Below are 21,080 nucleotides of genomic sequence, written 5' to 3'. Positions count from 1 at the left end.
CGCGACGCGGAGCTGGACCCGCGACACACGTCGCAGGCCCACCGCTTGAGCCGCCGGTAGAGTCGCGTCCATGCCGACCGCCCTCGTCACCGGAGCCAGCCGCGGTGTCGGCGCCGCGATCGCCCGGGTCCTCGCCGACACGCACGAGCTGATCCTCGTCGGCCGCGACGGTACCGCGCTCGACGCCGTCGCCGCCGACGTCGGGGCCGCCGCGGTCCTGCGGGTGGACCTCACCGACCACGACGCCCTCGCGCGCGCCGTCGCCCCGATCGACGAACTCGACGCACTGGTGCACTCCGCCGGAATCGCGAGCGCGCTGCGGCCGGTCGGCGACACTCGAGCGAGCGAATGGCGTGACCTGATGGAGATCAACGTCATCGCCGCCGCCGAGCTCACCCGGCTTCTGCTGCCCGGCCTGCGGGCACGGCGCGGCCACCTCGTCTTCCTCAATTCGGGTGCGGGCCAGAACGTGCGCGCCGACTGGACTCCCTACGCCGCCAGCAAGTTCGCCCTGCGCGCACTCGCCGACGGGATCCGCGCCGAGGAGCCGGACCTGCGCGTCACGTCGATCTACCCCGGGCGGATCGATACCGACATGCAGCGCGGCATCGTCGCCCTGGAGGGCCGGCCCTACGACGCCTCGCAGTTCCTCAGTCCGGAGACGGTGGCCCTGGCCGTCGCCCAGACGATCGCCGCTCCGCCGGACGCGCATCCGACAGACCTGATCCTGCGCCCCCGCGGCCGATAGGCACGCACGCGCGCCCCACCCGGCCGCGTTCGCAGAAGACCGGCCGTCTCGGCGCCGCGGGCGGCGATATTCCCCCGGCGGCGCCCCAGCGGCCGATGTTCTGCGGCCCAGGCCGTGGCCTACAACTGCTTCAGGTCCGACTGCTCCCAGACCGCCCGCATCGACACGATCTTTCCGGCGTCGTCGAACACCATGATGTCGACCGGGGTGATCTCGAACGACATCCCCGCGGTCCCGGTGACGAGGGTGAACTCGAAGACCGCGGTGTCGCCCGCGATCTTGGCCCACTTGAGTGTCGCCTCGCGCGAATCGAGGCCGGTGATGATCGAGTAGAACTCGATCAGTTCCTGCCGGGTCCGGCGGATCGGCGCACCGATCGGATCCTCCACCGTCGCCCCGTCCGCGTAGAGATCGGCGAGTTGTTCGGCCGTTCCGTTCGACAGCAACTCGACGTAGGCGTCGACCACCGCCCGCTTGTCCGCGCTCATGCACCCTCCACAGAAATAGAACGTGTTCTAGTCACTCGGACGATAGCAGGCCCTCGGCCCGGTCACCGATGGTTGGTGATCAGAACCTCGCGGGAGCCGTTGCGGTCTTTCCGGTGATACGACGAATTGGCGTAGCTGTGTTCCAGCGTGTGCACCACGAAACCGTGACGGCAGGCCCAATCGGCCAGCTGCGAATGCTCGGTTCCTTTGTGCGACAGCACATTCGACAGTCCGAAGACGCCGCCGCGCGCCGCGAAGCGGGACAGCTCGTCGAGCAGCGCGGTCTCGTCGTCCACGGTCCAGGCGTTCTGCTCGTTGTACGGCGCGGTGCCGAGGAGATACGGCGGATCGCAGTAGACCACGTCGGTGCTCTCGACCTCGCCGAAGACCTCGCGGAAGTCGCGGGTCCACAGCTCGGGCGCGAGCCGATGCATTCGGGTGACCGTGTCGAAGAGGTTCTTGCGCACCCGGGAGTTGAAGTCCCGCTTGCCGACCGGCATGTTGAACCGACCGCGGCCGTTGTAGCGGATCTGGTTGTTGAAGCCGAACACCACCAGCGCGAAGAAGGCGAACGGCCGACGGCGATCCGCCGGGTCCATCGCGTTGAAATCCGCGCGGAGCCGCAGGTAAGCGTCCTTGTTGACCCGGCCCAGCCCGTTCGACGAGTTGGCTCCGTAGGCCTGATAGCCGTATCGCTGGCTGTCGGTGAGTTCGTACTCGGCGATGAGCCGCTCGACCTCCGCGACGATCTCACCGTACGACGTCGAGACGAAGAGCCGGGCGAGGGCGATGACGTCGCCCTGCACGTCGTTGAGGACGACCCGCGGGTATCCGGCGTTCATGCCGACGGTCATCGAACCGCCGAAGACGTCGACGAAGCGCCGGTGCGACTCGCTCGGAGCGGGCAGCAGCGGGATGATCTCGCGGACCAGGCGCTTCTTGTTCCCGGTGTAATTTAGCGGACTGCGGACCACCGAGGTGGTCTCGACGGAGATGTCGGTCGACGTCTCGACTCCGCCCGACCGGCGTGCCGGGGCCGCCCCCGACCGAGCCGCCACGGTCGGGGCTTCACTCGATCCGCATGCCGGGGCATCCTCCGACCGGTCCGCCACGGTCGCGACTCCGCTCGAGCGGCTCGGTGAGGCAGCCCGCGGCCGGCGGGCCGCCACCCGGCAGACGAAGAGGCGCTCGACGATGTCGCCGATCCCCGATCGGCCGGTGGTGAACTCGCGGTGCGGGACGTCGATCACCTCCACCCGGCCGCGACGGCCCATCACCGAGAGGATGTCGTCATCGGTCAGGCGGGCGGCCGAGCGGGCGTTGCCGCGCTCGCCGGTGTCGTTGTAGCTCATGACGATGGTCGACGTGTCGAGCGCATCGATCAGGTCGCTGAACGCGGGCAGCGCCGCGGTGGTGCAGTAGTCGCTCTTGAGGTGGCGGCGGTCCATCTTCCGTGCCTTGAAGCGCACCGGCCCCTGCTGCCAGTCGGTCACGTTGTCGAGCACGTGGTAGAGGTCGCCGTATTGCCGCGAGTTGTAGGGCGGGTCGATGTAGACCAGATCCCAATGCTGTTCGCGGACAAGTTGATTCGCGTCGCGCCGGGTGACGGCATGCGGCCTGGAGAACTCCTCCAGTTCGGGGAGACCGAACACCAGGCGGGGTTGCTCGGCAGCCGCACCGGCGCGGAACGCGTCGTAGTGCCCGACGGTGGCCGCCTGCTTGTCCATCCCGTACAGCAGGCTGCTGATCAAGACGGCGCGTTCGCGCTCGGTGATCCGCCCGGCGTCCGTCCAGTCCTCGATGCGCGAGCGGAAGTGCCCGATCAGCCGCGCGTTGTCGTCACTGAAATACGTGCCGGCGAAGGTCGTGGAGAAGTAGTTCGGAGCCGGCGCGCGGACGTCGTTGATCTCCCCGACCAGTTCACACAGCAGCTCGTCGCGCATGGTTCCGCTTCCGAAGAACGCGCGATAGATCGTGGTGTTCGAGGAGAGCAGGTCGTTGAAGGTGACGGCGAGCCCGGCTCGTGCCAGCGACTCCCCGACCACCCCGGTGCCGGCGAACAGATCCGCGGCGGTCCCCGGCGGTGCGGGCAGCGCCGCGAGCACCTCGTCGAGCACCGGCAACACCGCGCGCTTGGAGCCCAAGTAGCGGCGGTTCCGCAGCTGAAACGTCTTCACGACCTGCGTCTTTCCATTTCTGCATCGCCCCCGCGGCGACGTTACCACCCCGCCCCAGCCACCTTCTCCCTCCCCGGCAAGACACAAGGTCCGGGGCCGGTGACCACATGGTGGAAACCAGCCCCGGACCTTCTGACGGGATGCGTCGCGCGGAGCGCGGCTACTTCAGGTCGGCGGACGACTTGCCGAGCACCCGGCGGGCGATGATCAGCTGCTGGATCTGCTGGGTGCCCTCGAAGATGTCCAGGATCTTCGAGTCGCGCGCCCACTTCTCCAGGAGTTCGGTCTCGCTGTAGGCGGCGGTGGCGCCGATCTCGACGGCCTTGTTGGTCAGCTCGGTGACGGTGCGGCCGGCCTTGGCCTTGCTCATCGACGCCTCGAGCGAGTTGGGCTCCTTGTTGTCCGCCATCCACGCCGCGCGCAGGGTGAGCAGCCAGGAGGCCTCCCAGTCCGACTCGAGCCGGATGAACTCGGCGACCGCGGCGTGCTGGGCGGCGGCGGGACGGTCGTAGTCGACGGGGTGTCCGGCCTCCTCCAGGATCCGGCGCAGTTCTTCGAGCGCGGCACGACCGAGGCCGACGGCCATGGCGGCGACGACGGGGCGGGTGTTGTCGAAGGTCTGCATGACCCCGCCGAAGGCCTTCTTGACGTCGATCTCCGGGCTGCCGAGCAGGTTGCCGGATGGGACGCGGACGTCATCGAACCGCACGACGGCGGTGTCCGACGACCGGATCCCCAGCTTGTTCTCCAGCCGCACCACGGTGACACCCTCGGTGTCCATCGGCACGACGAAGCTCTTGATGGCGGCGCGCCCGAGCGAGGCGTCCAGCGTCGCCCAGACCACCACGTGGTCGGCGCGCGAGCCGGCCGTCACGAAGATCTTCTCTCCGTTGATCACGTAGTCGTCGCCGTCGGCGACGGCGGTCGTCGAGACGGCGGCCGAGTCGCTGCCGAAGCCCGGCTCGGTGATCGCCATCGCGGCCCACACGTCGCCGAAGCGCTCCAGCTGCTCGTCGTCGGCGACGGCGGCGATCGCCGCGTTGCCCAGGCCCTGGCCCGGGATCGACAGCATCAGGCCGACGTCGCCCCAGCTCAACTCGCGGGCGTTGAGCACCGACCGCAGGTTGGCGCCGTTCACGGTGTCCTCGGACGACGAGCCGGACTCGGCCTCGCCGGAGCGCTCGGCGGACCGGGCCTGCTTCGCGAGTTTGCCGAGCTCGTCGAGTTCGGTGGGGTATTCGTGCTCGGCCAGGTCGTATTTGCGAGTGATCGGCCGGAAGATGTGCTCGGCTGCGAGATGAGCACGCTCGACCGTGGAGTTCAGCTTCTCCGGGAGCTCAAGGTTGATCGCCATGGCCGCAACCTTACTACTGAGTAAGATAGTTGCCAAGGCCCTCGGCACGACCCGCCCCGACCACGGTCGGGCAGACTGAGGCCGTGTCTCTCCGTGTCCCGCCCTGGCGCAGTCGGCTGGCGGCCGCCGATCCCGGCCGGGCCCGGTTGACCGACGCCTTCACGATCTCCTCCGCGGTCCTGATCAGCGCACTCGCGGCCTGGGCGATCGTGCACTTCCTGGACGCGGAAGGCTCGCTGATCTCCATCGGCGTGTTCCTGCCGTTCCTGCTCGGCCGGATGACCAAGGACCCGACCGGACCGAAACGGCTGGTGACGACGGCGCTCGCCATCGTGCCGATCTGCCTGAGCTTCGCCCTCGCGCTCGCCCTGGAGCCGTGGCGCGCCGCCGCCGTCGCCGGTTTCATCGCGGTGGCCGGCGCGTCGATGTGGGTACGCCGCTTCGGCGGGCGGGCGACGACCCTCGGCTCGATCATGTTCTTCTCGTACTTCTTCGCCGGGATACAGCACTCGGGCCTGCATCAGCTGGGGGATTTCGTGCTGGTGGGAACCTGTGCGGTCGCCGCGATGCTCCTCGCCCGCTCCTTCGCACTGCTCGCCTTCCCGCGTCGTCAGATCACCCTCCTGGTACGCGAGCTGCGGGCCGCCTCGGCCGCCGCGATCGCGACGGCGACGCGTGCGTCCGCGGGTGACGCGCGCGCGAAAGCCGTGCACCGTGCGCTGATCCGCGTCGACGGCATCGCGACAGCGATCACCACCTGGCAGTCCCAGCACGCCACCGCGCGCTACCTCGGCTGCGACGAGGCCGCCTTCGCGACCCTCGTACTCGACGCGCGAATCGAGATCGATCACGCCTGCCTCGCCTGTGCCGCCCTCGCCCGGGACGACGGCACCGATCTGACCGCCGCCCTTCACGACCTGCGGACCGTCCTCTCCGAGCACGCCGCCGACGACGACCGGCGCCGCGCCGCCGACCGCGCCGCCGCGCAGCTCGAGCGCACGGAACCGACCGATGCGGTGCACCTGGCCGTCGTCAACGTCTGCCGCGCGACCGGCTCCCAGCAGGCGCTCGACAGCGCCGTCCGGCACCCGGACGAGGCCCCGGCCGAGCGGACCCCGGCACCGCCTCCCCAGCCCGCGCCGAAGACTCCCGCGCGGCCCGCGACCACCGCTGAATCGACTTCCACTACCCCGGATCCACGGTTCTGGCACCACTGGCGATACACCTCGCGCATGGCCGTCCAGGTGATGATCGCGGCGCTGATCGCGACCGTCGCCGGCGAGGCGATCTCGGCCTCGAAGTGGTACTGGGCCGTACTGACCGCCTGGCTGGTCTTCGTCGGCACCACCACCCGCGGCGCCATCCTCACGCGGGCCTGGCGGCGGATCCTCGGCACGGTCGGCGGCCTCGTCGTCGGTTACGGGCTGGCCGTCCTGCTCGACGGCGACCGCCTCGGACTGATCCTCGTCAGCGTGCTCACCGTCTTCGCCGCCCTCTACTTCGGCCCCCTCCGGTACACGTTCGTGGCCTTCTTCATGACCGTGCTGGTCGTGATGATCTTCGACCTGCTCGGGGCCCTCGACCTGCGGCTCCTCGACATGCGGCTCGACGAGACCGTGGTCGGCGCGGTGATCGGCGTCGCTTGCGCCTACCTGATCTTCTCGTCGAACTCGCGATCGGTCCTGATCGAGAAGACCACCGCCTACTTCGACGCGATCGACGACGTCCTCGGCTCCTCGCACGCCGCGCTCGACGGTGCGGATGCCGATCGGCGGGTGCTCGCCGCCGTCCACCGCCTGGATGCGGCCAGTTCCGCGGTGACCACCACCGCCGCGGCCATGACGACCGCCCTCGAGATCACCCGGCGATCGCCCGTCGACCGGCTGGAACAGATGATGACGACCACCGACCACTTCGCCGAGGGCGTCGGCCGCTGGTCGATCGACGCCGCACACGACCTGTCCACCACCGGCGCACCGGCGCCGGCGGCCGCCCAGCAGGCCTACGAGCGGGCCTTCGGCGTGGTGCTCGACACGTCGCAACGTGCCCGGGAGATCGTCATCCACGGCGCTCCCGGCGCCGGCGCCGCGCTCGCCGAGGGCACCCCGGTTCTCGCCGAATTGGCGAATCTCCCCTATTCGCGGACGTCGCCCCAGGTGAACGCGATCAAGCAGCTGTCCCGCGTCGATTGGGCGCTCCGCCGAACGATCGACATCCGATTGACCCGCTGAGTCGATCGACGGACGGCCACCGGCGAACGACACATCGCGGTCGCCCGGCGAGCGCGCTACGTTCTTACCGATGAGTACTCCCGCATATCCCCCGGCGCCCGTCAGCCCGCCGCCCGCACTCGTCGAGGACGGGCAGTACCGATTCGGCACCTACGACGGTCCGATCGGCGTCATCAATCCGCTCGACGCCGGGACCCGACACTCCTTCGACGGCACCCGCCGCAAGCGCTTCGACGGCGTCCGCCGGGCCAACCGGAATCTCCGGCTCAAGGAGTGGGAGGCGTTCCAGCTCGGCGACGACGACTGGTTCGTCCTCGGCGCGGTCTACAACGCCAAGACCGTGGGCCTGATCCAGGTGCTGGCGGTCAACAAGCACGACGCCACCATCACCCGCTGGGAGACCAAGATGCCCGCCCCGACGCTGTCGGTGGCGCGCGGACTGCTCGGTTCGTCGTCGCGCGGACGGGTGGCCGATTTCCGCGTCGAGATCGGCAATCATCTCGAGCGCGGCCGCATCACGGTCGACGCCCACCACCCCGGCCGCGGCGAGCTTCCCTCGATGGGCCTGCACGTCACCGGCTCCTGCGGGCGTGACGATGCCGCCCACCTGGTGGTGGTGCACCCGTTCAGCGCCGATCGGGCCCTGTACTCGCACAAGACGATGATGCCGATGGACGGCACCCTGGTGATCGGCGGCGAGCAGGTCGGTTTCGGCGCCGGCCGCGGTCACCTGATCCTCGACGACCACCACGGCGACTACCCGCGTCCGATGCGCTACGACTGGGTCACGGGCATCCGCACCACCGACGAGGGCATCGTCGAGGGGTTCAACCTCACCGACAACCAGGTCCTCGACCCGGCCGAATTCAACGAGAACGCCATCTGGATCGGTGATCGCCTCTGGCGCCTGCCGCCGGTGACCGTCGAACGTCCGCAGGGTCCGTGGGGCAAGTGGCTGATCCGCGACGCCGCCGGCGCCGTCGACGTCACCTTCTCCCCGACGGTCCGCTCCACCATGCACGTCGGCCCCCGCAAGTCACTGGCCGAGTACTACGCGCCGTACGGCTGGTACGAGGGCGCCATCTACGCCGAGGGCGCCTCGATGAACGTCGACGGCATCTTCGGCGTCGGCGAACAGAAACGCATCACCCTCTAACACCCCCTCCCGAGGCTCGGGTGAAACCCCGGGTCACCTGACCACGGAGCGGACACGACTCCCCCAGGAAACGCGCGAGGCCCGGGATCGGTGACCATGGAGCGGCCACCGATCCCGGGCCTTCCACCCGCTACGAGGTCACGGGACGACGTTGACCATCCGGCCGGGGACGTAGATCACCTTGCGGGGCTCGCCGTCGAGGAGGGCAGCGATCTTCTCGTCGGCCAGCGCGGCGGCGACCACGGTGGCCTCATCGGCATCGGCGGCCACCTGAATCCGGCTGCGCACCTTCCCCTTCACCTGCACCGGCACCTCGACGGTGTCCTCCACCAGGTAGCTCTCGTCGACCTCCGGGAACGGGCCGTGCGCGAGAGAACCCTTGTGGCCCAGTCGATTCCAGAGTTCTTCGGCGAGATGCGGGGCCAGCGGAGCGAGCATCAGGACCAGCGGTTCCACCACCGCGCGCGGGGCGCCGCCCGGGTAGTTCTTGGTCAGATGGTTGGTCAGCTCGATCAGCTTGGCGCCCGCGGTGTTCATCCGGAGGCCGTCGTAGTCGTCGCGGACCCCGGCGATCGTCCGGTGCAGCGCCTTGAGGTCGTCGCCGGTCGGCTCCGAGTCGGACACCCGCACGTCGCCGGTCTCCTCGTCGACCACCAGGCGCCACACGCGCTGCAGGAACCGCTGGGCGCCGACGACATCCTTCGTGGCCCACGGCCGTGACTGGTCCAGCGGACCCATCGACATCTCGTAGACGCGGAGGGTATCGGCGCCGTAGTCGCGGCAGATGTCGTCCGGCGCAACGGAATTCTTGAGCGACTTGCCCATCTTCCCGTACTCCTGCGACACCTCCTCATCGCCGTAGAAGTACCGTGCGCCCCCTGAGCCCGTCGAAGGGTCGCGCTCGATGACCTCCTCGGCCGGTACGTACACGCCGCGCGCGTCGGTGTAGGCGTACGCCTGGATCATGCCCTGATTGAACAGCCGGCGGTACGGCTCACGGCTGGTCACGTACCCGAGATCGAAGAGCACCTTGTGCCAGAAGCGCGAGTACAGCAGGTGCAGCACCGCGTGCTCCACGCCGCCGATGTACAGGTCCAGGCCACCCGGATCGTTCGCGCCGTGCAGCGCCGGCCGCGGACCCATCCAGTACGCCTCGTTCTCCTTGGCGCACAACGTTTCCTCGTTGGTCGGGTCGATGTAGCGCAGCTGGTACCAGGAGCTGCCGGCCCACTGCGGCATCACGTTGGTGTCGCGGGTGTAGCGCTGCAGGCCGTCGCCCAGGTCCAGATCGACGGTGACCCACTCGGTGGCCTTGGCCAGCGGGGGAGACGGACGGCTGTCGGCGTCGTCCGGATCGAAGGCGACCGGCGCGTAGTCGGCCACCTCCGGCAGCTCGATGGGGAGCATGGTCTCCGGCAGCGCGACCGGCGCACCGTGCTCGTCGTACACGATGGGGAAGGGCTCGCCCCAGTAGCGCTGCCGCGCGAAGAGCCAGTCGCGCAGTTTGAACTGCACGGTACCGACTCCGGTGCCCTCCGACTCCAGGCGCTCGACGATCGCGGCCTTGGCCTCGTCGACCCGCAATCCATCGAGGAAACCGCTGTTGACCAGCGGGCCGTCACCGGTGAAGGCCTTGTCGGCGACGCCCTCGTCACTACCGATCACCTCGCGGATCGGCAGGCCGAAGGCGGTCGCGAACTCGTAGTCGCGCTCGTCGTGCGCGGGGACCGCCATGATCGCGCCGGTGCCGTAGCCGAGCAGCACGTAGTCGGCGATGAAGACGGGCAGTCGTTCGCCGTTGACCGGGTTGGTGGCATAGGCACCGGTGAAGACGCCGGTCTTCTCCTTGTTCTCCTGCCGCTCCAGGTCACTCTTGGCGGCGATCGACGCCCGGTACGACGCGATCGCGGCCTTCGGATCGGCCGCCCCGCCGGTCCAGCGCGCATCGATCCCTGAGCCCGTCGAAGGGTCCGTCGGCCATGCCTCGGCCACGATCCGGTCCACCAGCTCGTGCTCGGGGGCCAGCACCATGTACGACGCACCGAACAGCGTGTCCGGGCGGGTCGTGAACACCTCGATGGACGTTTCGCCGGCTGACCCTTCGACAGGCTCAGGGGTCGTCGGGGACTCAACGAGCGGAGGGATCGCGGGGACCGGGAATTTGACCCGCGCACCGCGCGAACGGCCGATCCAGTTGCGCTGCATGGTCTTGACCTTCTCCGGCCAGTCCAGCAGGTCGAGGTCGTCGAGCAGGCGGTCGGAGTACGCGGTGATCCGCATCATCCACTGGCGCAGGTTCTTCCGGAAGACCGGGAAGTTGCCGCGCTCGCTCTTGCCGTCGGCGGTCACCTCTTCGTTGGCCAGCACGGTGCCCAGGCCGGGGCACCAGTTGACCAGCGAATCGCTCAGGTAGACGAGCCGGAATGAGTCGAGCACCTCGCGGCGCGCGGCGTCGTCCAGCTCGGACCACACCCGGCCGTCGCCGAGAGTCCTTGCGCCGGAATCGAATTCGGCGATCAGCTCGGAGATCGGACGAGCCTTGTTCGCCTCGGCGTCGAACCAGGCGTTGTAGATCTGCAGGAAGATCCACTGCGTCCAGCGGTAGAAGTCGACGTCGGTGGTGGCCACGCGGCGTCGTTCGTCGTGGCCGAGGCCGAGACGACGGATCTGCTGCAGGTAGCGCTCGATGTTCGCCTCGGTGGTGGTCCGCGGGTGCGTGCCGGTCTGCACCGCGTACTGCTCGGCGGGCAGGCCGAACGAGTCGAAGCCCATGGTGTGAAGCACGTTGCGGCCGGCCATGCGCTGGAAGCGCGCGTAGACGTCGGACGCGATGAAGCCCAGCGGGTGCCCGACATGCAGGCCGGCGCCGGAGGGGTAGGGGAACATGTCCTGCACGAAGAGCTTGTCCGGCGCATCCGGGCCGGAGCCGGAGAACGCGGAGAAGTCCCCGGCGAGCGGTCCGACCGGGTTCGGCGCGGCGAAGGTCTGCTGGGCGGTCCAGTACTCCTGCCAGCGGTTTTCGATGTCACCGGCGGTCTGTGCGGTGTAACGGTGCCCCGGGGCGGCTTCGGCATTGCTCACCCGACCAGGGTAAATCGTCGCCGATGCCGGGGTGAGACCGGCTCGGCGATACCATGAGGGCCGTGTACGCCGTGTCCGTGATCGCCGCCGTTCTGGTCTTCGTCCTCGCCGCCGTCTGGCTGTTCGTGGGCGTGGCAGGCCTGACCGGCACTCTCCCCGGCAACCGCTGGGTGGGTGTGCGCACCAAGGAGACGATCGCGTCGAAGGACGCCTGGACGCTGGCCCACCGAGTGGCCGCGCCCGGGTTCCTGGGCGGAGCGCTGGCCCTGATCCTCGGCGGGCTGTTGTCGCTGTTCGCGACCGGCGGCGTGTTCTACGCGCTGGGCGGGCTGGTCCTCGGTCTGCTGGCGGTGTCGGTGGTCAGCGGCGTCGCGATCCGCGCCGCCCAGACCGTTCCGGCGCCGGACGACGCCGCCGGCGGCTGCTCCAGCGACTGCTGCTCCGGTGACGCGGCCGGCACGGCGCCGGAACAGAGCTGCGCCGCCGAGGCCGGCGAACCGGCGGCGGAATGCGGCGAGTCGAGTTGCGGGTCGTGCGCGCTCAGCGGCATGTGCCTGCCGGAGACCCAGGCCGGGAGCGGCCAGGCCCGCTGATGTTCGGCAGACTGCTGGCGCGCTCGCCGGTCGACGGCTTCGTGCTGTCGATCCTGCTCGCGGTCGTCGTCGCCGCCGTCCTCCCGGCGCGCGGAACCTTCGCCTCCGTGCTCGACGACGTCGTCGTGGCCGCGATCGCCCTGCTCTTCTTCCTGTACGGCACCCGGCTGCATCCGCGTGAGGCGCTCGAGGGTCTGACCCACTGGCGCCTGCACCTGACCATCCTCGGCTTCACCTTCGTGCTCTTCCCGATCATCGGATACCTGCTGCATCCGCTGCTCGTCCACGTGATCGGCACCGATCTCTCGTCCGGCATGCTCTACCTGACCCTGGTGCCGTCGACGGTGCAGTCGTCGATCGCGTTCACCTCGATCGCCCGCGGCAACGTGCCGGGCGCCATCGTGAGCGCGTCCGTCTCCAACCTGCTCGGGGTGTTCCTCACCCCGATCCTGGTGGTCTGGCTGATGAGCACCGATTCGGGCGTGCAGTTCTCCGGATCATCGATCACCAAGCTGCTGCTGGAGATCCTGCTGCCCTTCGTCGTCGGCCAGGTGCTGCGGCCGTGGGTGGCTCCGCGGCTGCGGCGCTACGCCGAGCCGACCAAGTACGTCGACCGCGGATCCATCGTGCTGGTGGTCTACGTCGCGTTCAGCGAGGGTGTGCGCGAAGGACTGTGGTCGCTGGTCAGCGCCTGGCAGGTGATCCTGATGGTGCTCATCGCGACCGCCCTGGTGGTCGTGATGCTGATCGCCTCCGGCTGGTTGCCGAAACGGATGGGCTTCGACCGCGAGGACACCATCGCCATCCAGTTCTGCGGCACCAAGAAGTCTCTCGCCACCGGTCTGCCGATGGCGACGGTGCTGTTCGCCGGCTCGTCGGTCGGCCTGATCGTGCTGCCGCTGATGATCTTCCATCAGGTGCAGTTGATCCTGTGCTCCTGGCTGGCGACCCGGTACGGACGCGCCGCCGAGGAGACGGTCGCCGCCTAGAGCACTTTCGGCCCTTTCGGCTCCTTCGGCACTGTGCCACGCTGGACCCATGGGGAAGAGACAGCTCGACGGGCTCGTGATCGCGGTGACCGGCGGCGCCGCGGGCATCGGACGGCAGATCGCCGAACAGGCGGCATGGGCGGGAGCCCGCGTCGCCATCGGCGACCGCAATGCCGAGGCCGCGGCCGCGACGGCGAGCGAACTCGGCGCCGGGATGCGCAGCTACCCGCTCGACGTCACCGACGAAGCGTCGTTCACGACCTTCCTGGACGACGTCGAACGGGACCTCGGCCCGCTCGACGTCCTGGTCAACAACGCCGGGGTCATGTGGGTCGGCCCGTTCGACGCCGAATCGGAGACCGCCACCGAGGCCATGTTCGCGGTGAACGTGCTCGGCGTGATCCGCGGCATCCGGCTCGCCGCGCCCCGCATGCGCGAGCGCGGCGGCGGCCACGTCGTCACCATCGCGTCCGCGGCCTCCAAGCTCGCACCGCCCGGCGAGGCCAGCTACGCCGCCAGCAAGCACGCGGTCCTCGGCTATCTCACCGGGGTCCGCGAGGAGTTGCGGGGGAGCGGAGTCCATATCTCGGCGATCCTGCCCGGCGTCGTCGACACCGCCCTCGCGGCGGGCACCGACACCGGTGCGGCGAAGCTGCTGTCCCCGGACGACGTCGCCGCCGCCGTGCTCCGAGTGATCTCCGCACCGCGTTTCATCACCACCATCCCGTCGTATGTCGGCCCGCTGGTCGCGGTGTCCGGCCTGCTCCCGCAGGGGATTCGGGACGTTCTGCTGCGCCGCGCGGTGCCCGATCAGGTCGCCGCCGCGGCGAAGGCCGATCGAAGCGGCTACGAGAAGGACGCGCTGGGCTAGGGTCGCGGGCATGCCCTCGTTCTCGCAGACACGCAGCATCGTCGTCGATGCCGACCCTTCGGCGATCCGCCCGCTCATCGACGACTTCCACCGGTGGGTCGAATGGTCGCCGTGGGAGGGGCTCGATCCCGAGCTGAAGCGGTCGTACGCCGGCCCGGACGCCGGGGTCGGAGCGCGCTACGAGTGGTCCGGGAACCGGAAGGCGGGCAGCGGATCGATGGAGATCACGGCGTCGACCCCGGATCGGATCGACCTCGATCTGGAGTTCGTCGCACCGTTCAAGGCGTCCAACAAGACCACCTTCGCGCTCGAATCCGCGGGCTCGGGGACCCGCGTCTCGTGGACCATGCGCGGGGAACGCAACCTGCTGTTCGCGGTGATGGGCCCGCTCTTCTTCGATCGCGCCATCGCCAAGGACTTCGATCGCGGCCTCGCCGCCCTGAAGGACCTCGCGGAACGGCGCTAGGCCGTGTCTCCTGAGTCTTCTCCGAGGCATCGGTGGATCCGCTGGGCGACCGACGACAACGCCGCCAGGCGTTCAGCGGGCCGCCGAGGACCGGAACGAGACTCGGGAGACATGGCCTAAACCGACGCCGACTCGCGGCCGGCTTCCGCCTCGCGGCGCACCTTGACCCGGTGGAACAGCCACCGGATCAGCACCATCAGCACCGCCGCGCTGACCAGACAGATCACCATCATGCCCATCAGCCGGACGCCCGCGGCCGCGCCGAGCAGGTAGGCCAGCAGCAGCACCGTCGACGCCCAGGTGGAGCCGCCGAGGAAGGTGGCCAGCGCATACCTGCTCACCGGCACACGCGACATCCCCGCGGCGATCGGCACCAGGGTGCGGACGTAGCCGATCCAGCGCCCGATCGGCACCGTGACATAGCTGTTGTAGCGCACCCGCTGCTGGGCGCGCTCCCACTGCTGTTCACCGAACTTGCGGCCGGCCCACGAATCCATGATGCGCGGACCGGAATGTCGGCCGAGGGCGTAGCCGGTCAGGTCGCCGCACAGTGCCGCGGCGACCGCGCAGAGGATCAGGATGTAGATGTTCGGCTGGCCGACCGCTGCCGCGACGCCCGCCGCGATCAGGACGGCTTCGCTCGGCATGATCAGCCCGCAGATCAGCACCGCCGTCTCGGAGTAGAGCACACCGACGACCACCAGGTACACGGCCCACGCGGGCGCCATGTCGACGACATTGGTCAACCATTCGGTGATCTCGTGCATGTCAGTTGGTCAGCGGGTCCGCCGGGTAGGTCGCGAGCAGGGGGAGCGGCCATTCCTGGCGCCGCAGCACCGCGTGCCAGACATCGACGGTCGCCGGGGCGAGCAGATCGGCCGGCAGTCCGGTCGCGACGATCCAGCTGCCCTCGTCCAGTTCCTCACCGAGCTGACCGGCACTCCAGCCCGCGTAACCGGCGAAGATCCGCACCCCGGTGAGGATCGGCTCGAGTTCGTCGGGGTCGGCGTCGAGGTCGACCATGCACACCGGTCCCCGCACCCGATGCAGACGCGGCTGCGTGTCCAGGTCGACCCCCGATTTGGCCACTCCCAGGCACACCGCCGACTCGGCCTGGACCGGTCCGCCGATGAAGACCGCGCGCGGGGACGCCGCCAGCTCCGACCACTGGGGAAGGATGTTGAACACCGCAGCCTGACTCATCCGGTTCAGCACCACGCCGAGGGTCCCGTTCTCGTCGTGCTCGATGACGTAGATGACGGTGCGAGCGAAGGTCGGAGCGGTCAGCAGGGTCGACGCGATCAGCAGGGAACCGGGTTTCACCTGCACCGGTCCGCGAAGGTCATCGCCAGCCACCAATCAATCATGGCACACACCGCATCCTTCGTTTCACTCGAAGAACCTCTCAGTATCCGCCCGGTATTCTCGATCGGTGGGGTTCATCCGGTCGCTCGGGCATTCGCCCGGTCTCTGGCGCCTGCTCCTGGTCCGGCTGACCAGCCAACTGAGCGACGGCGCCTTCCAGGCCGCGCTCGCTTTCTCCATCCTGTTCAACCCGGATCGGCACACCGATCCGATGGCGGTCGCCGCCGGATTCGCGGTCCTGCTGCTGCCGTATTCGCTGATCGGACCGTTCGCCGGGGCGCTGCTCGACCACTGGGACCGGCGACGGGTGCTGGTGTGGGTCAACGTCTTACGGGCCGCCGCCGTCGCCCTCGTCGCCCTCGCGATGGCGTCGAGCGCCCCGGCCGGGGTGGTGCTGGTGGCCGCGCTGGTGGTGACCGGCTGCAGCCGGTTCGTGGCCTCGGGTCTGTCCGCCTCCCTGCCGCATGTCGCGTCGCGCGAGGTCCTGATCGAGATGAACGCCTTCTTCACGACACTCGGCGCTGCGGTGCTGGGCCTCGGCGCCGGCATCTCGGCCGGGCTGCGGGCCGTGTTCGGTTCGGGCGACAACGGCTCGGCGGCCACCCTGCTGGCGGGCGCCGCCATCGCCCTGATCTCGGCGGGCATCGCCGCCGGTTTCGCCCGGCGATTCCTGGGCCCGGACACCCCGGACGACCGCGGGCACAGCGCGCTCTACGCCGTCGCCCACGGGCTGCGGCACGGATTGCGCGCGGCCGCCTCCACCCGGACCGTGGCCGTGGTCCTGTCGGCGATCGGCGTGCACCGCTTCGTCTTCGGCATCAACACCCTGATGCTGCTGCTCATCGTGCGGTCGGTGAACCTGGGTCCGATCCGCGGGCACGACGTCGGTGCCCTCGCGGTGATCGGCGGCGGGGTGGCGATCGGGGCTCTGGTCGCCGCGTTCACCACTCCGCTTCTGGTGCACCGGATCGGCCGGCGCTGGACCATCGTCACCGGTCTGGCCGTCGCGACCGCCGCCGAGCTCAGCCTGGTGCACATCAGCTGGACCACGATCTGCGTGAGCGCGGTCGCCCTCGGGCTGGCCGGTCAGACCATCAAGTTGTGCGGCGACCTCGCCATGCAGGCCGACATCTCCGACACCTACCGCGGGCAGGTGTTCGCGGTGCAGGACGCGCTCTTCAACACCGCGTTCGTGGTCGCCATGTTCCTCGGCGCGTCGATCCTGCCGCTCGACGGCATCGCGCCCACGCTGGTGCTGCTGTGCGGCGGGCTGTACTTCTTCGCCGCGGTCGGTGTCTGGCTGCGCCACCCGCGTGACCGCAGAACATCGGCCGTCTCAGCGCCGCCGGCGGCAATGCGCCCTCGCAGCCTCTGAAACGGCCGGTGTTCTGCGGACCACTATCTCGCGAGACGATCCGCGTAGCCGTCGCCGTCGGTGTCCTCCAGGATCTGATCCGCGACACCGTCGCCGTCCAGGTCGATCTTCAGCCGACGCGGGCCCGGCGCCGGCGGGGGAGGCGGCTTGGGGTCGGAGCCCGGTGCGGGTGCGTCCGCGGGGCGTTCCCACAACCCGCGGCCGCCGTCGGTGAACGCCGTCTCTCCGGTGCCGTCGTCATCCAGGTCGAGCACCACGTGGTCGGCGATCCCATCGCCGTCGGCGTCCCACATCGCGTCGTCGGCGAGACCGTCACCGTCGAAGTCGAGCGCCACCGCATCCAGCACGCCGTCGTGGTTCAGGTCGAGGTCGGCCGGGGAATGCCAGGTCGACAGTGCGCCGTCACCGGTGCCGAAGAAGTACTCGAGGGAGTCCATGAGTATTGGACGCACACCCGGCCCGCCGGGTTCCCCGACACGCCGGGCGTCAGTAACCCATGGTGCGGATGGCGGCAGCGAGGGCGTCGAGCTGGGACCGCCGCACGTCCAGGTGCGGGGAGACGCGCAGCACCGACTGGTCGTTCGCCAGGGGTGCACGCCACGAATCGGCGCAGGTCACCAGGATTCCGGTCTCCTGCAGGGCACGCTTGGCGGTGAGCACGTCGCTCGGCTGCCAGCCGGGCGGGGGAGCCAGGGTGACCAGGGCGGACGGCTCGTCGACCGGTTCGAGGACCTCCCACGACCCGATCCCGTTGAGCCGCTCCCGGGTGATCTGGCCGATCTTGGCGAGTTCACGGAAGACCCGCTGCTGCCCGATCTCCTGCAGTTCGGCGACGGCCTGCCCCAGCCCGAGAGCGCCGGCGACGTAGGCCTCGGAGGAATCCACCTCCACCGCGCGCAACGCGTCGGCACGCACCGCGAGGAAACCGACGCCGCGCGGTCCGGTCAGCCACTTGCGGGCGGTCCCGTAGACGATGTCGGCGCCGGTCACGGTCGGCACATGACCGACGGCCTGCGCCATGTCGACCACGACCGGGACCCCGGCGTGGTGAGCCACCTCCACGATCTCCAGCACCGGCTGCACCACGCCGCTGGCCGAACCGATCATGCAGACGTGGATGAAGTCGGGCTGCTCGAACTGCAGCATGTTCTCCAGCGCGTCGACGTCGACCCGGCCGTAGACGTCGGCCGACGGCATGGTCCGCACCGCGATGCCGCGGCGCTCGAACTCATCGAGATTCGGCCCGAATTCGTTGGTGGCCACCCAGACGGTCGACGCGATCGGCAGATTCCAGCTGTTCAGCAGCGCGCGCAGGCAGGCGCGCGCACTGTCCCGGTAGCTCAGCTCGTCCGGCGTGTGCCCGACCAGCGAGGCCAGCGCCCGGCGGCCACGGGCCCGCGCCGACGCCTGCTCCTCGGCCGCGACATACGACCCGCGCTCCGCCTCCCGCCACAGATGCGCGGTGATGGTCTCGATCGCCGCGCGCGAGGCACGACCCGCCGACGCGGAGTCCAGGTGCGTGATCGTGGGCTCGATCCGCGCCGCATGCCACTGTTCCCCCAGGTCGCTGCAGTACATACTGCTCAATCTACCGCTGAGCCCACCACTGCAGTAGGGCCGCCTCGGCCTCCTCGCGGGACAGCGGACCGGAATCGAGCCGCAGCTCCTTCAGGTACTTCCACGCCTCGCCGACCAGCGGTCCGGGTTCCAGACCGAGCAACTGCATGATCGCGTTGCCGTCGAGGTCGGGGCGCACCCGGTTCAGGTCCTCGGCCGCCTGCAGCTCGGCGATCCGCTGCTCGAGGTGGTCGTAGGTCTCCTGCAATCGCTGCGCACGACGGCGGTTGCGGGTGGTGCAGTCCGCCCGGACCAGTTTGTGCAGGCGATCGAGCAGCGGACCGGCGTCGGTCACGTAGCGCCGGACCGCCGAATCGGTCCATTTGCCCTCACCGTAGCCGTGGAACCGCAGGTGGAGGAACACCAGCTGGGAGACGTCGTCGACCATGGCCTTGGAGTACTTGAGCGCCCGCATCCGTTTGCGGACCATCTTGGCGCCGACCACCTCGTGGTGGTGGAAGCTGACGCCGCCGTTGTCCTCGTGCCGCCGGGTGGCCGGCTTGCCGATGTCGTGCAGCAGCGCCGCCCAGCGCAGCACCGGGTCCGGGTCGCCGGTCTCCAGGTCGATCGCCTGCTTCAGCACGGTGAGCGAATGCTGGTAGACGTCCTTGTGCTGGTGGTGCTCGTCGATGGTGAGCTTCATGCCGGGCACCTCGGGGAGGATCCGGTCGGCGAGGCCGGTCTCCACGAGCAGGTCGATGGCCTCGATCGGGTACTCGCCGCAGATCAGCTTGTCCAGCTCCACCTGGATGCGCTCGGCGGTGATGCGCTCGATCTCGCCGGCCATCGCCGTCGTCGCCGCGAGTGTCCGCTCCGACAGCGAGAAGCCCAGTTGAGAGACGAATCGGATCCCGCGCAGCATGCGCAGCGGGTCGTCGTTGAACGAGTCCTCCGGCGCCGCCGGGGTGTCGATGACGCCGGCCAGCAGGTCGTCCATGCCGCCGAGCGGGTCGACGAACTCCTGTCCGCCGTCGGCCGCCAGCTTCACCGCCATCGCGTTGACCCGGAAGTCGCGGCGGATCAGGTCACCTTCCAGGGTGTCGCCGAAGGTGACCGTCGGATTGCGGCCGATCCGGTCGTACACGTCGGCGCGGAAGGTGGTGATCTCCACGGTGTGCCCGTGGCGGGCACCGCTGACCGTGCCGAAGGCGATCCCGGTGTCCCATACCGTGTCCGCCCAGTCGGCGAGGATCTCGGCGATCACCTCCGGCCGGGCGTCGGTGGTGAAGTCGAGGTCGCCGGCCAGCCGGCCGAGCACCGCGTCACGCACGCTGCCGCCCACCAGGTACAGCTGATGGCCGCGGTCGGCGAATCGTCCGGCGAGCGGGGTGAGGACGTCGCCCAGGTCGCGAAGCGTGATCGCCGCCGCCGCGAGCAGACGGGCTCGTCGTTCCTCGCGGGCCGCATCCACCGGCGCGCCGGGCACGGCGCGCGAAGTGGATTCACTCTGTGTCATGACATGCCAGCCTACCGACGCTCGATGACCGGTCGCCGCGTCAGGCCATGCGCCTGAGCTAACGGCGGGTAACGAACGGATAGAGTCGTGGTGTGTCAGCTGAGTCCCCGGTGAGCCGACCGGACGTCGTGAACGACGGTCCGGCCGCCGGTGACCCGCAAACCCCCCGGCCACGCCGCAATCGTCGTGGCCGCCGCCGCGGACGTCGTCGCGGCAAGGGCGGCCAGCAGCAGAACACGGCCGCCGGCGCTTCCGCCGCGGCCGCCCCGGCGGAGCAGGCGGCTCCGCGGCCGAAACCCGGCCCGCCCGGTGCGCACCGCAGCGGCGCGGCGGCCACGGCCGACACCTGCCCCAAACCGTCCGACCTCGCCCCCCGGCGACACGCCCGCGACGAGGCCGGCACTCCGGCCGCCATGCCGCGCACCCAGCGTCGTCCGCACGGGAAGAACCAGGACGGCGGCAAGAACGACGCGGCGGGCGCGCGCCTGCGCACCGTGCGGGAGACGTCCGCGGGCGGTCTGGTCCTGACCAACCTCGACGAGCCCTTCGAGCAGCTCAAAGCCGTGCTCATCGGGCGCATCGACCGGCGCGGCCGGATGATGTGGTCGCTGCCCAAGGGGCATATCGAGACCGGGGAGACCGCCGAGCAGACCGCGATCCGCGAGATCGCCGAGGAAACCGGCGTGACCGGCGCCGTGGTGGCCCCGCTCGGGAAGATCGACTACTGGTTCGTCAGCGAGGGCCGTCGCATCCACAAGACGGTGCACCACTTCCTGCTGCGCTACACCGGGGGAGAGCTCTCCGATGCGGACTACGAAGTCAGTGCCGTGGCGTGGGTGCCGTTGACCGAATTGCCACGTCGTCTCACGTACTCTGACGAGCGACGACTCGCCCGGGCCGCCGAAGGTGTGATCGCCGAACTGTGCAGCGATCCCGCCCGACTCGCCCAGTCCGAGGCCGAGGCCAACCGGACCGAACCGAACGACTATGAGAAGGCCGCCGCCGCCCGCAATCAGCGCCGCAACGAGCCGCCGCAGGCGAAGCCGCGACGGCGACGTCGCCGACCGCGGCGATCGGGAGCGGGCAGTCGTACCGACGGTGCGAGCTGACCTG

18 protein-coding genes are annotated in these 21,080 nt (G+C 69.7%); 9 read left to right on the top strand and 9 right to left on the bottom strand.

Going from position 1 to position 21,080, the window contains the following annotated elements:
• Window positions 1-70: 70 nt before the first annotated feature.
• Window positions 71-748: an SDR family oxidoreductase gene (locus ACSEEN_RS14350; protein WP_440713533.1), complete on the top strand. Its 678-nt coding sequence runs from the start codon at window positions 71-73 to the stop codon at window positions 746-748.
• A gap of 119 nt (window positions 749-867) precedes the next feature.
• Here ACSEEN_RS14350 and ACSEEN_RS14345 read toward each other — a convergent pair whose 3' ends face one another.
• The 3 genes from ACSEEN_RS14345 to ACSEEN_RS14335 all read right to left on the bottom strand — a co-directional run bounded on the left by ACSEEN_RS14345 (window position 868) and on the right by ACSEEN_RS14335 (window position 4,767).
• Window positions 868-1,236, bottom strand: a complete 369-nt coding sequence (locus ACSEEN_RS14345; RefSeq protein ID WP_298443180.1) for a nuclear transport factor 2 family protein — start codon at window positions 1,234-1,236, stop codon at window positions 868-870.
• Window positions 1,237-1,298: 62 nt separating this feature from the next.
• Window positions 1,299-3,413 (bottom strand): Dam family site-specific DNA-(adenine-N6)-methyltransferase, encoded by a 2,115-nt coding sequence (locus ACSEEN_RS14340; protein ID WP_440713532.1) that lies wholly within the window; start codon window positions 3,411-3,413, stop codon window positions 1,299-1,301.
• A gap of 160 nt (window positions 3,414-3,573) precedes the next feature.
• Complete coding sequence (locus tag ACSEEN_RS14335) at window positions 3,574-4,767, bottom strand: acyl-CoA dehydrogenase family protein (protein WP_440713531.1); 1,194 nt, start codon at window positions 4,765-4,767, stop codon at window positions 3,574-3,576.
• 83 nt (window positions 4,768-4,850) lie between these two features.
• Between ACSEEN_RS14335 and ACSEEN_RS14330 the strand changes: the two genes are divergently transcribed.
• A complete protein-coding gene (locus ACSEEN_RS14330; RefSeq protein WP_440713530.1) occupies window positions 4,851-6,998 on the top strand; it encodes an FUSC family protein in 2,148 nt (715 codons plus the stop codon).
• Window positions 6,999-7,068: 70 nt separating this feature from the next.
• A complete protein-coding gene (locus tag ACSEEN_RS14325) occupies window positions 7,069-8,154 on the top strand; it encodes a DUF2804 family protein (protein WP_440713529.1) in 1,086 nt (361 codons plus the stop codon).
• A gap of 138 nt (window positions 8,155-8,292) precedes the next feature.
• On the opposite strand, the gene ACSEEN_RS14320 is transcribed toward ACSEEN_RS14325, so the two are convergent.
• Complete coding sequence (locus tag ACSEEN_RS14320; RefSeq protein WP_440713528.1) at window positions 8,293-11,235, bottom strand: leucine--tRNA ligase; 2,943 nt, start codon at window positions 11,233-11,235, stop codon at window positions 8,293-8,295.
• Window positions 11,236-11,297: 62 nt separating this feature from the next.
• Here ACSEEN_RS14320 and ACSEEN_RS14315 point away from each other — a divergent pair, with 62 nt between their 5' ends.
• Genes ACSEEN_RS14315 through ACSEEN_RS14300 form a run of 4 tightly spaced genes read left to right on the top strand, consistent with a single transcriptional unit; the run spans window position 11,298 to window position 14,154 of the window.
• The gene (locus tag ACSEEN_RS14315; RefSeq protein ID WP_440713527.1) at window positions 11,298-11,828 is read left to right on the top strand and encodes an SdpI family protein; all 531 of its coding nucleotides are present in this window, start codon (window positions 11,298-11,300) and stop codon (window positions 11,826-11,828) included.
• A complete protein-coding gene (locus tag ACSEEN_RS14310; RefSeq protein ID WP_440713526.1) occupies window positions 11,828-12,817 on the top strand; it encodes a bile acid:sodium symporter family protein in 990 nt (329 codons plus the stop codon). Before ACSEEN_RS14315 ends, ACSEEN_RS14310 begins: the two co-directional genes overlap by 1 nt.
• Window positions 12,818-12,866: 49 nt before the next feature.
• A complete protein-coding gene (locus ACSEEN_RS14305) occupies window positions 12,867-13,688 on the top strand; it encodes an SDR family oxidoreductase (RefSeq protein ID WP_440713525.1) in 822 nt (273 codons plus the stop codon).
• Window positions 13,689-13,698: 10 nt separating this feature from the next.
• Window positions 13,699-14,154, top strand: coding sequence for an SRPBCC family protein (locus ACSEEN_RS14300; RefSeq protein WP_440713524.1), 456 nt, complete (start codon window positions 13,699-13,701; stop codon window positions 14,152-14,154).
• 116 nt (window positions 14,155-14,270) lie between these two features.
• Here ACSEEN_RS14300 and ACSEEN_RS14295 read toward each other — a convergent pair whose 3' ends face one another.
• Complete coding sequence (locus ACSEEN_RS14295; protein WP_247865577.1) at window positions 14,271-14,921, bottom strand: DedA family protein; 651 nt, start codon at window positions 14,919-14,921, stop codon at window positions 14,271-14,273.
• Between the two features lies 1 nt (window position 14,922).
• Window positions 14,923-15,510 carry a YqgE/AlgH family protein gene (locus ACSEEN_RS14290; protein ID WP_247865578.1) on the bottom strand — a complete coding sequence of 196 codons (588 nt, stop codon included), beginning with the start codon at window positions 15,508-15,510 and terminating at the stop codon, window positions 14,923-14,925.
• A 76-nt stretch (window positions 15,511-15,586) separates the two neighbouring features.
• Here ACSEEN_RS14290 and ACSEEN_RS14285 point away from each other — a divergent pair, with 76 nt between their 5' ends.
• The gene (locus ACSEEN_RS14285; RefSeq protein ID WP_440713523.1) at window positions 15,587-16,894 is read left to right on the top strand and encodes an MFS transporter; all 1,308 of its coding nucleotides are present in this window, start codon (window positions 15,587-15,589) and stop codon (window positions 16,892-16,894) included.
• 23 nt (window positions 16,895-16,917) lie between these two features.
• Here the strand turns inward: ACSEEN_RS14285 and ACSEEN_RS14280 are convergent, their stop codons facing one another.
• The 3 genes from ACSEEN_RS14280 to ACSEEN_RS14270 are packed head-to-tail and all read right to left on the bottom strand — an operon-like array spanning window position 16,918 to window position 19,967.
• Window positions 16,918-17,331 (bottom strand): hypothetical protein, encoded by a 414-nt coding sequence (locus ACSEEN_RS14280; protein WP_440713522.1) that lies wholly within the window; start codon window positions 17,329-17,331, stop codon window positions 16,918-16,920.
• A gap of 49 nt (window positions 17,332-17,380) precedes the next feature.
• Complete coding sequence (locus ACSEEN_RS14275) at window positions 17,381-18,472, bottom strand: aminotransferase class V-fold PLP-dependent enzyme (protein WP_440713521.1); 1,092 nt, start codon at window positions 18,470-18,472, stop codon at window positions 17,381-17,383.
• A gap of 10 nt (window positions 18,473-18,482) precedes the next feature.
• The gene (locus ACSEEN_RS14270; RefSeq protein ID WP_298445221.1) at window positions 18,483-19,967 is read right to left on the bottom strand and encodes a CCA tRNA nucleotidyltransferase; all 1,485 of its coding nucleotides are present in this window, start codon (window positions 19,965-19,967) and stop codon (window positions 18,483-18,485) included.
• A gap of 92 nt (window positions 19,968-20,059) precedes the next feature.
• On the opposite strand from ACSEEN_RS14270, the gene ACSEEN_RS14265 reads away from it, so the two are divergent.
• Window positions 20,060-21,076: an NUDIX hydrolase gene (locus ACSEEN_RS14265; RefSeq protein ID WP_247865583.1), complete on the top strand. Its 1,017-nt coding sequence runs from the start codon at window positions 20,060-20,062 to the stop codon at window positions 21,074-21,076.
• Window positions 21,077-21,080: the final 4 nt, after the last annotated feature.

The organism is Gordonia marina (genome assembly GCF_052036135.1).
Lineage (GTDB): Bacteria > Actinomycetota > Actinomycetes > Mycobacteriales > Mycobacteriaceae > Gordonia.
The sequence above is the reverse complement of the archived record's forward strand: the minus strand, read 5'-3'. Positions and strand labels throughout refer to the sequence as shown.

Bases quoted from the DNA above. Each gene is read 5' to 3' on its own strand.
- ACSEEN_RS14275 (WP_440713521.1), bottom strand. From the start codon at position 18,472: ATGTACTGCAGCGACCTGGGGGAACAGTGGCATGCGGCGCGGATCGAG.
- ACSEEN_RS14350 (WP_440713533.1), top strand. From the start codon at position 71: ATGCCGACCGCCCTCGTCACCGGAGCCAGCCGCGGTGTCGGCGCCGCG.
- ACSEEN_RS14300 (WP_440713524.1), top strand. From the start codon at position 13,699: ATGCCCTCGTTCTCGCAGACACGCAGCATCGTCGTCGATGCCGACCCT.
- ACSEEN_RS14270 (WP_298445221.1), bottom strand. From the start codon at position 19,967: ATGACACAGAGTGAATCCACTTCGCGCGCCGTGCCCGGCGCGCCGGTG.
- ACSEEN_RS14335 (WP_440713531.1), bottom strand. From the start codon at position 4,767: ATGGCGATCAACCTTGAGCTCCCGGAGAAGCTGAACTCCACGGTCGAG.
- ACSEEN_RS14305 (WP_440713525.1), top strand. From the start codon at position 12,867: ATGGGGAAGAGACAGCTCGACGGGCTCGTGATCGCGGTGACCGGCGGC.
- ACSEEN_RS14280 (WP_440713522.1), bottom strand. From the start codon at position 17,331: ATGGACTCCCTCGAGTACTTCTTCGGCACCGGTGACGGCGCACTGTCG.
- ACSEEN_RS14325 (WP_440713529.1), top strand. From the start codon at position 7,069: ATGAGTACTCCCGCATATCCCCCGGCGCCCGTCAGCCCGCCGCCCGCA.
- ACSEEN_RS14345 (WP_298443180.1), bottom strand. From the start codon at position 1,236: ATGAGCGCGGACAAGCGGGCGGTGGTCGACGCCTACGTCGAGTTGCTG.
- ACSEEN_RS14295 (WP_247865577.1), bottom strand. From the start codon at position 14,921: ATGCACGAGATCACCGAATGGTTGACCAATGTCGTCGACATGGCGCCC.
- ACSEEN_RS14310 (WP_440713526.1), top strand. From the start codon at position 11,828: ATGTTCGGCAGACTGCTGGCGCGCTCGCCGGTCGACGGCTTCGTGCTG.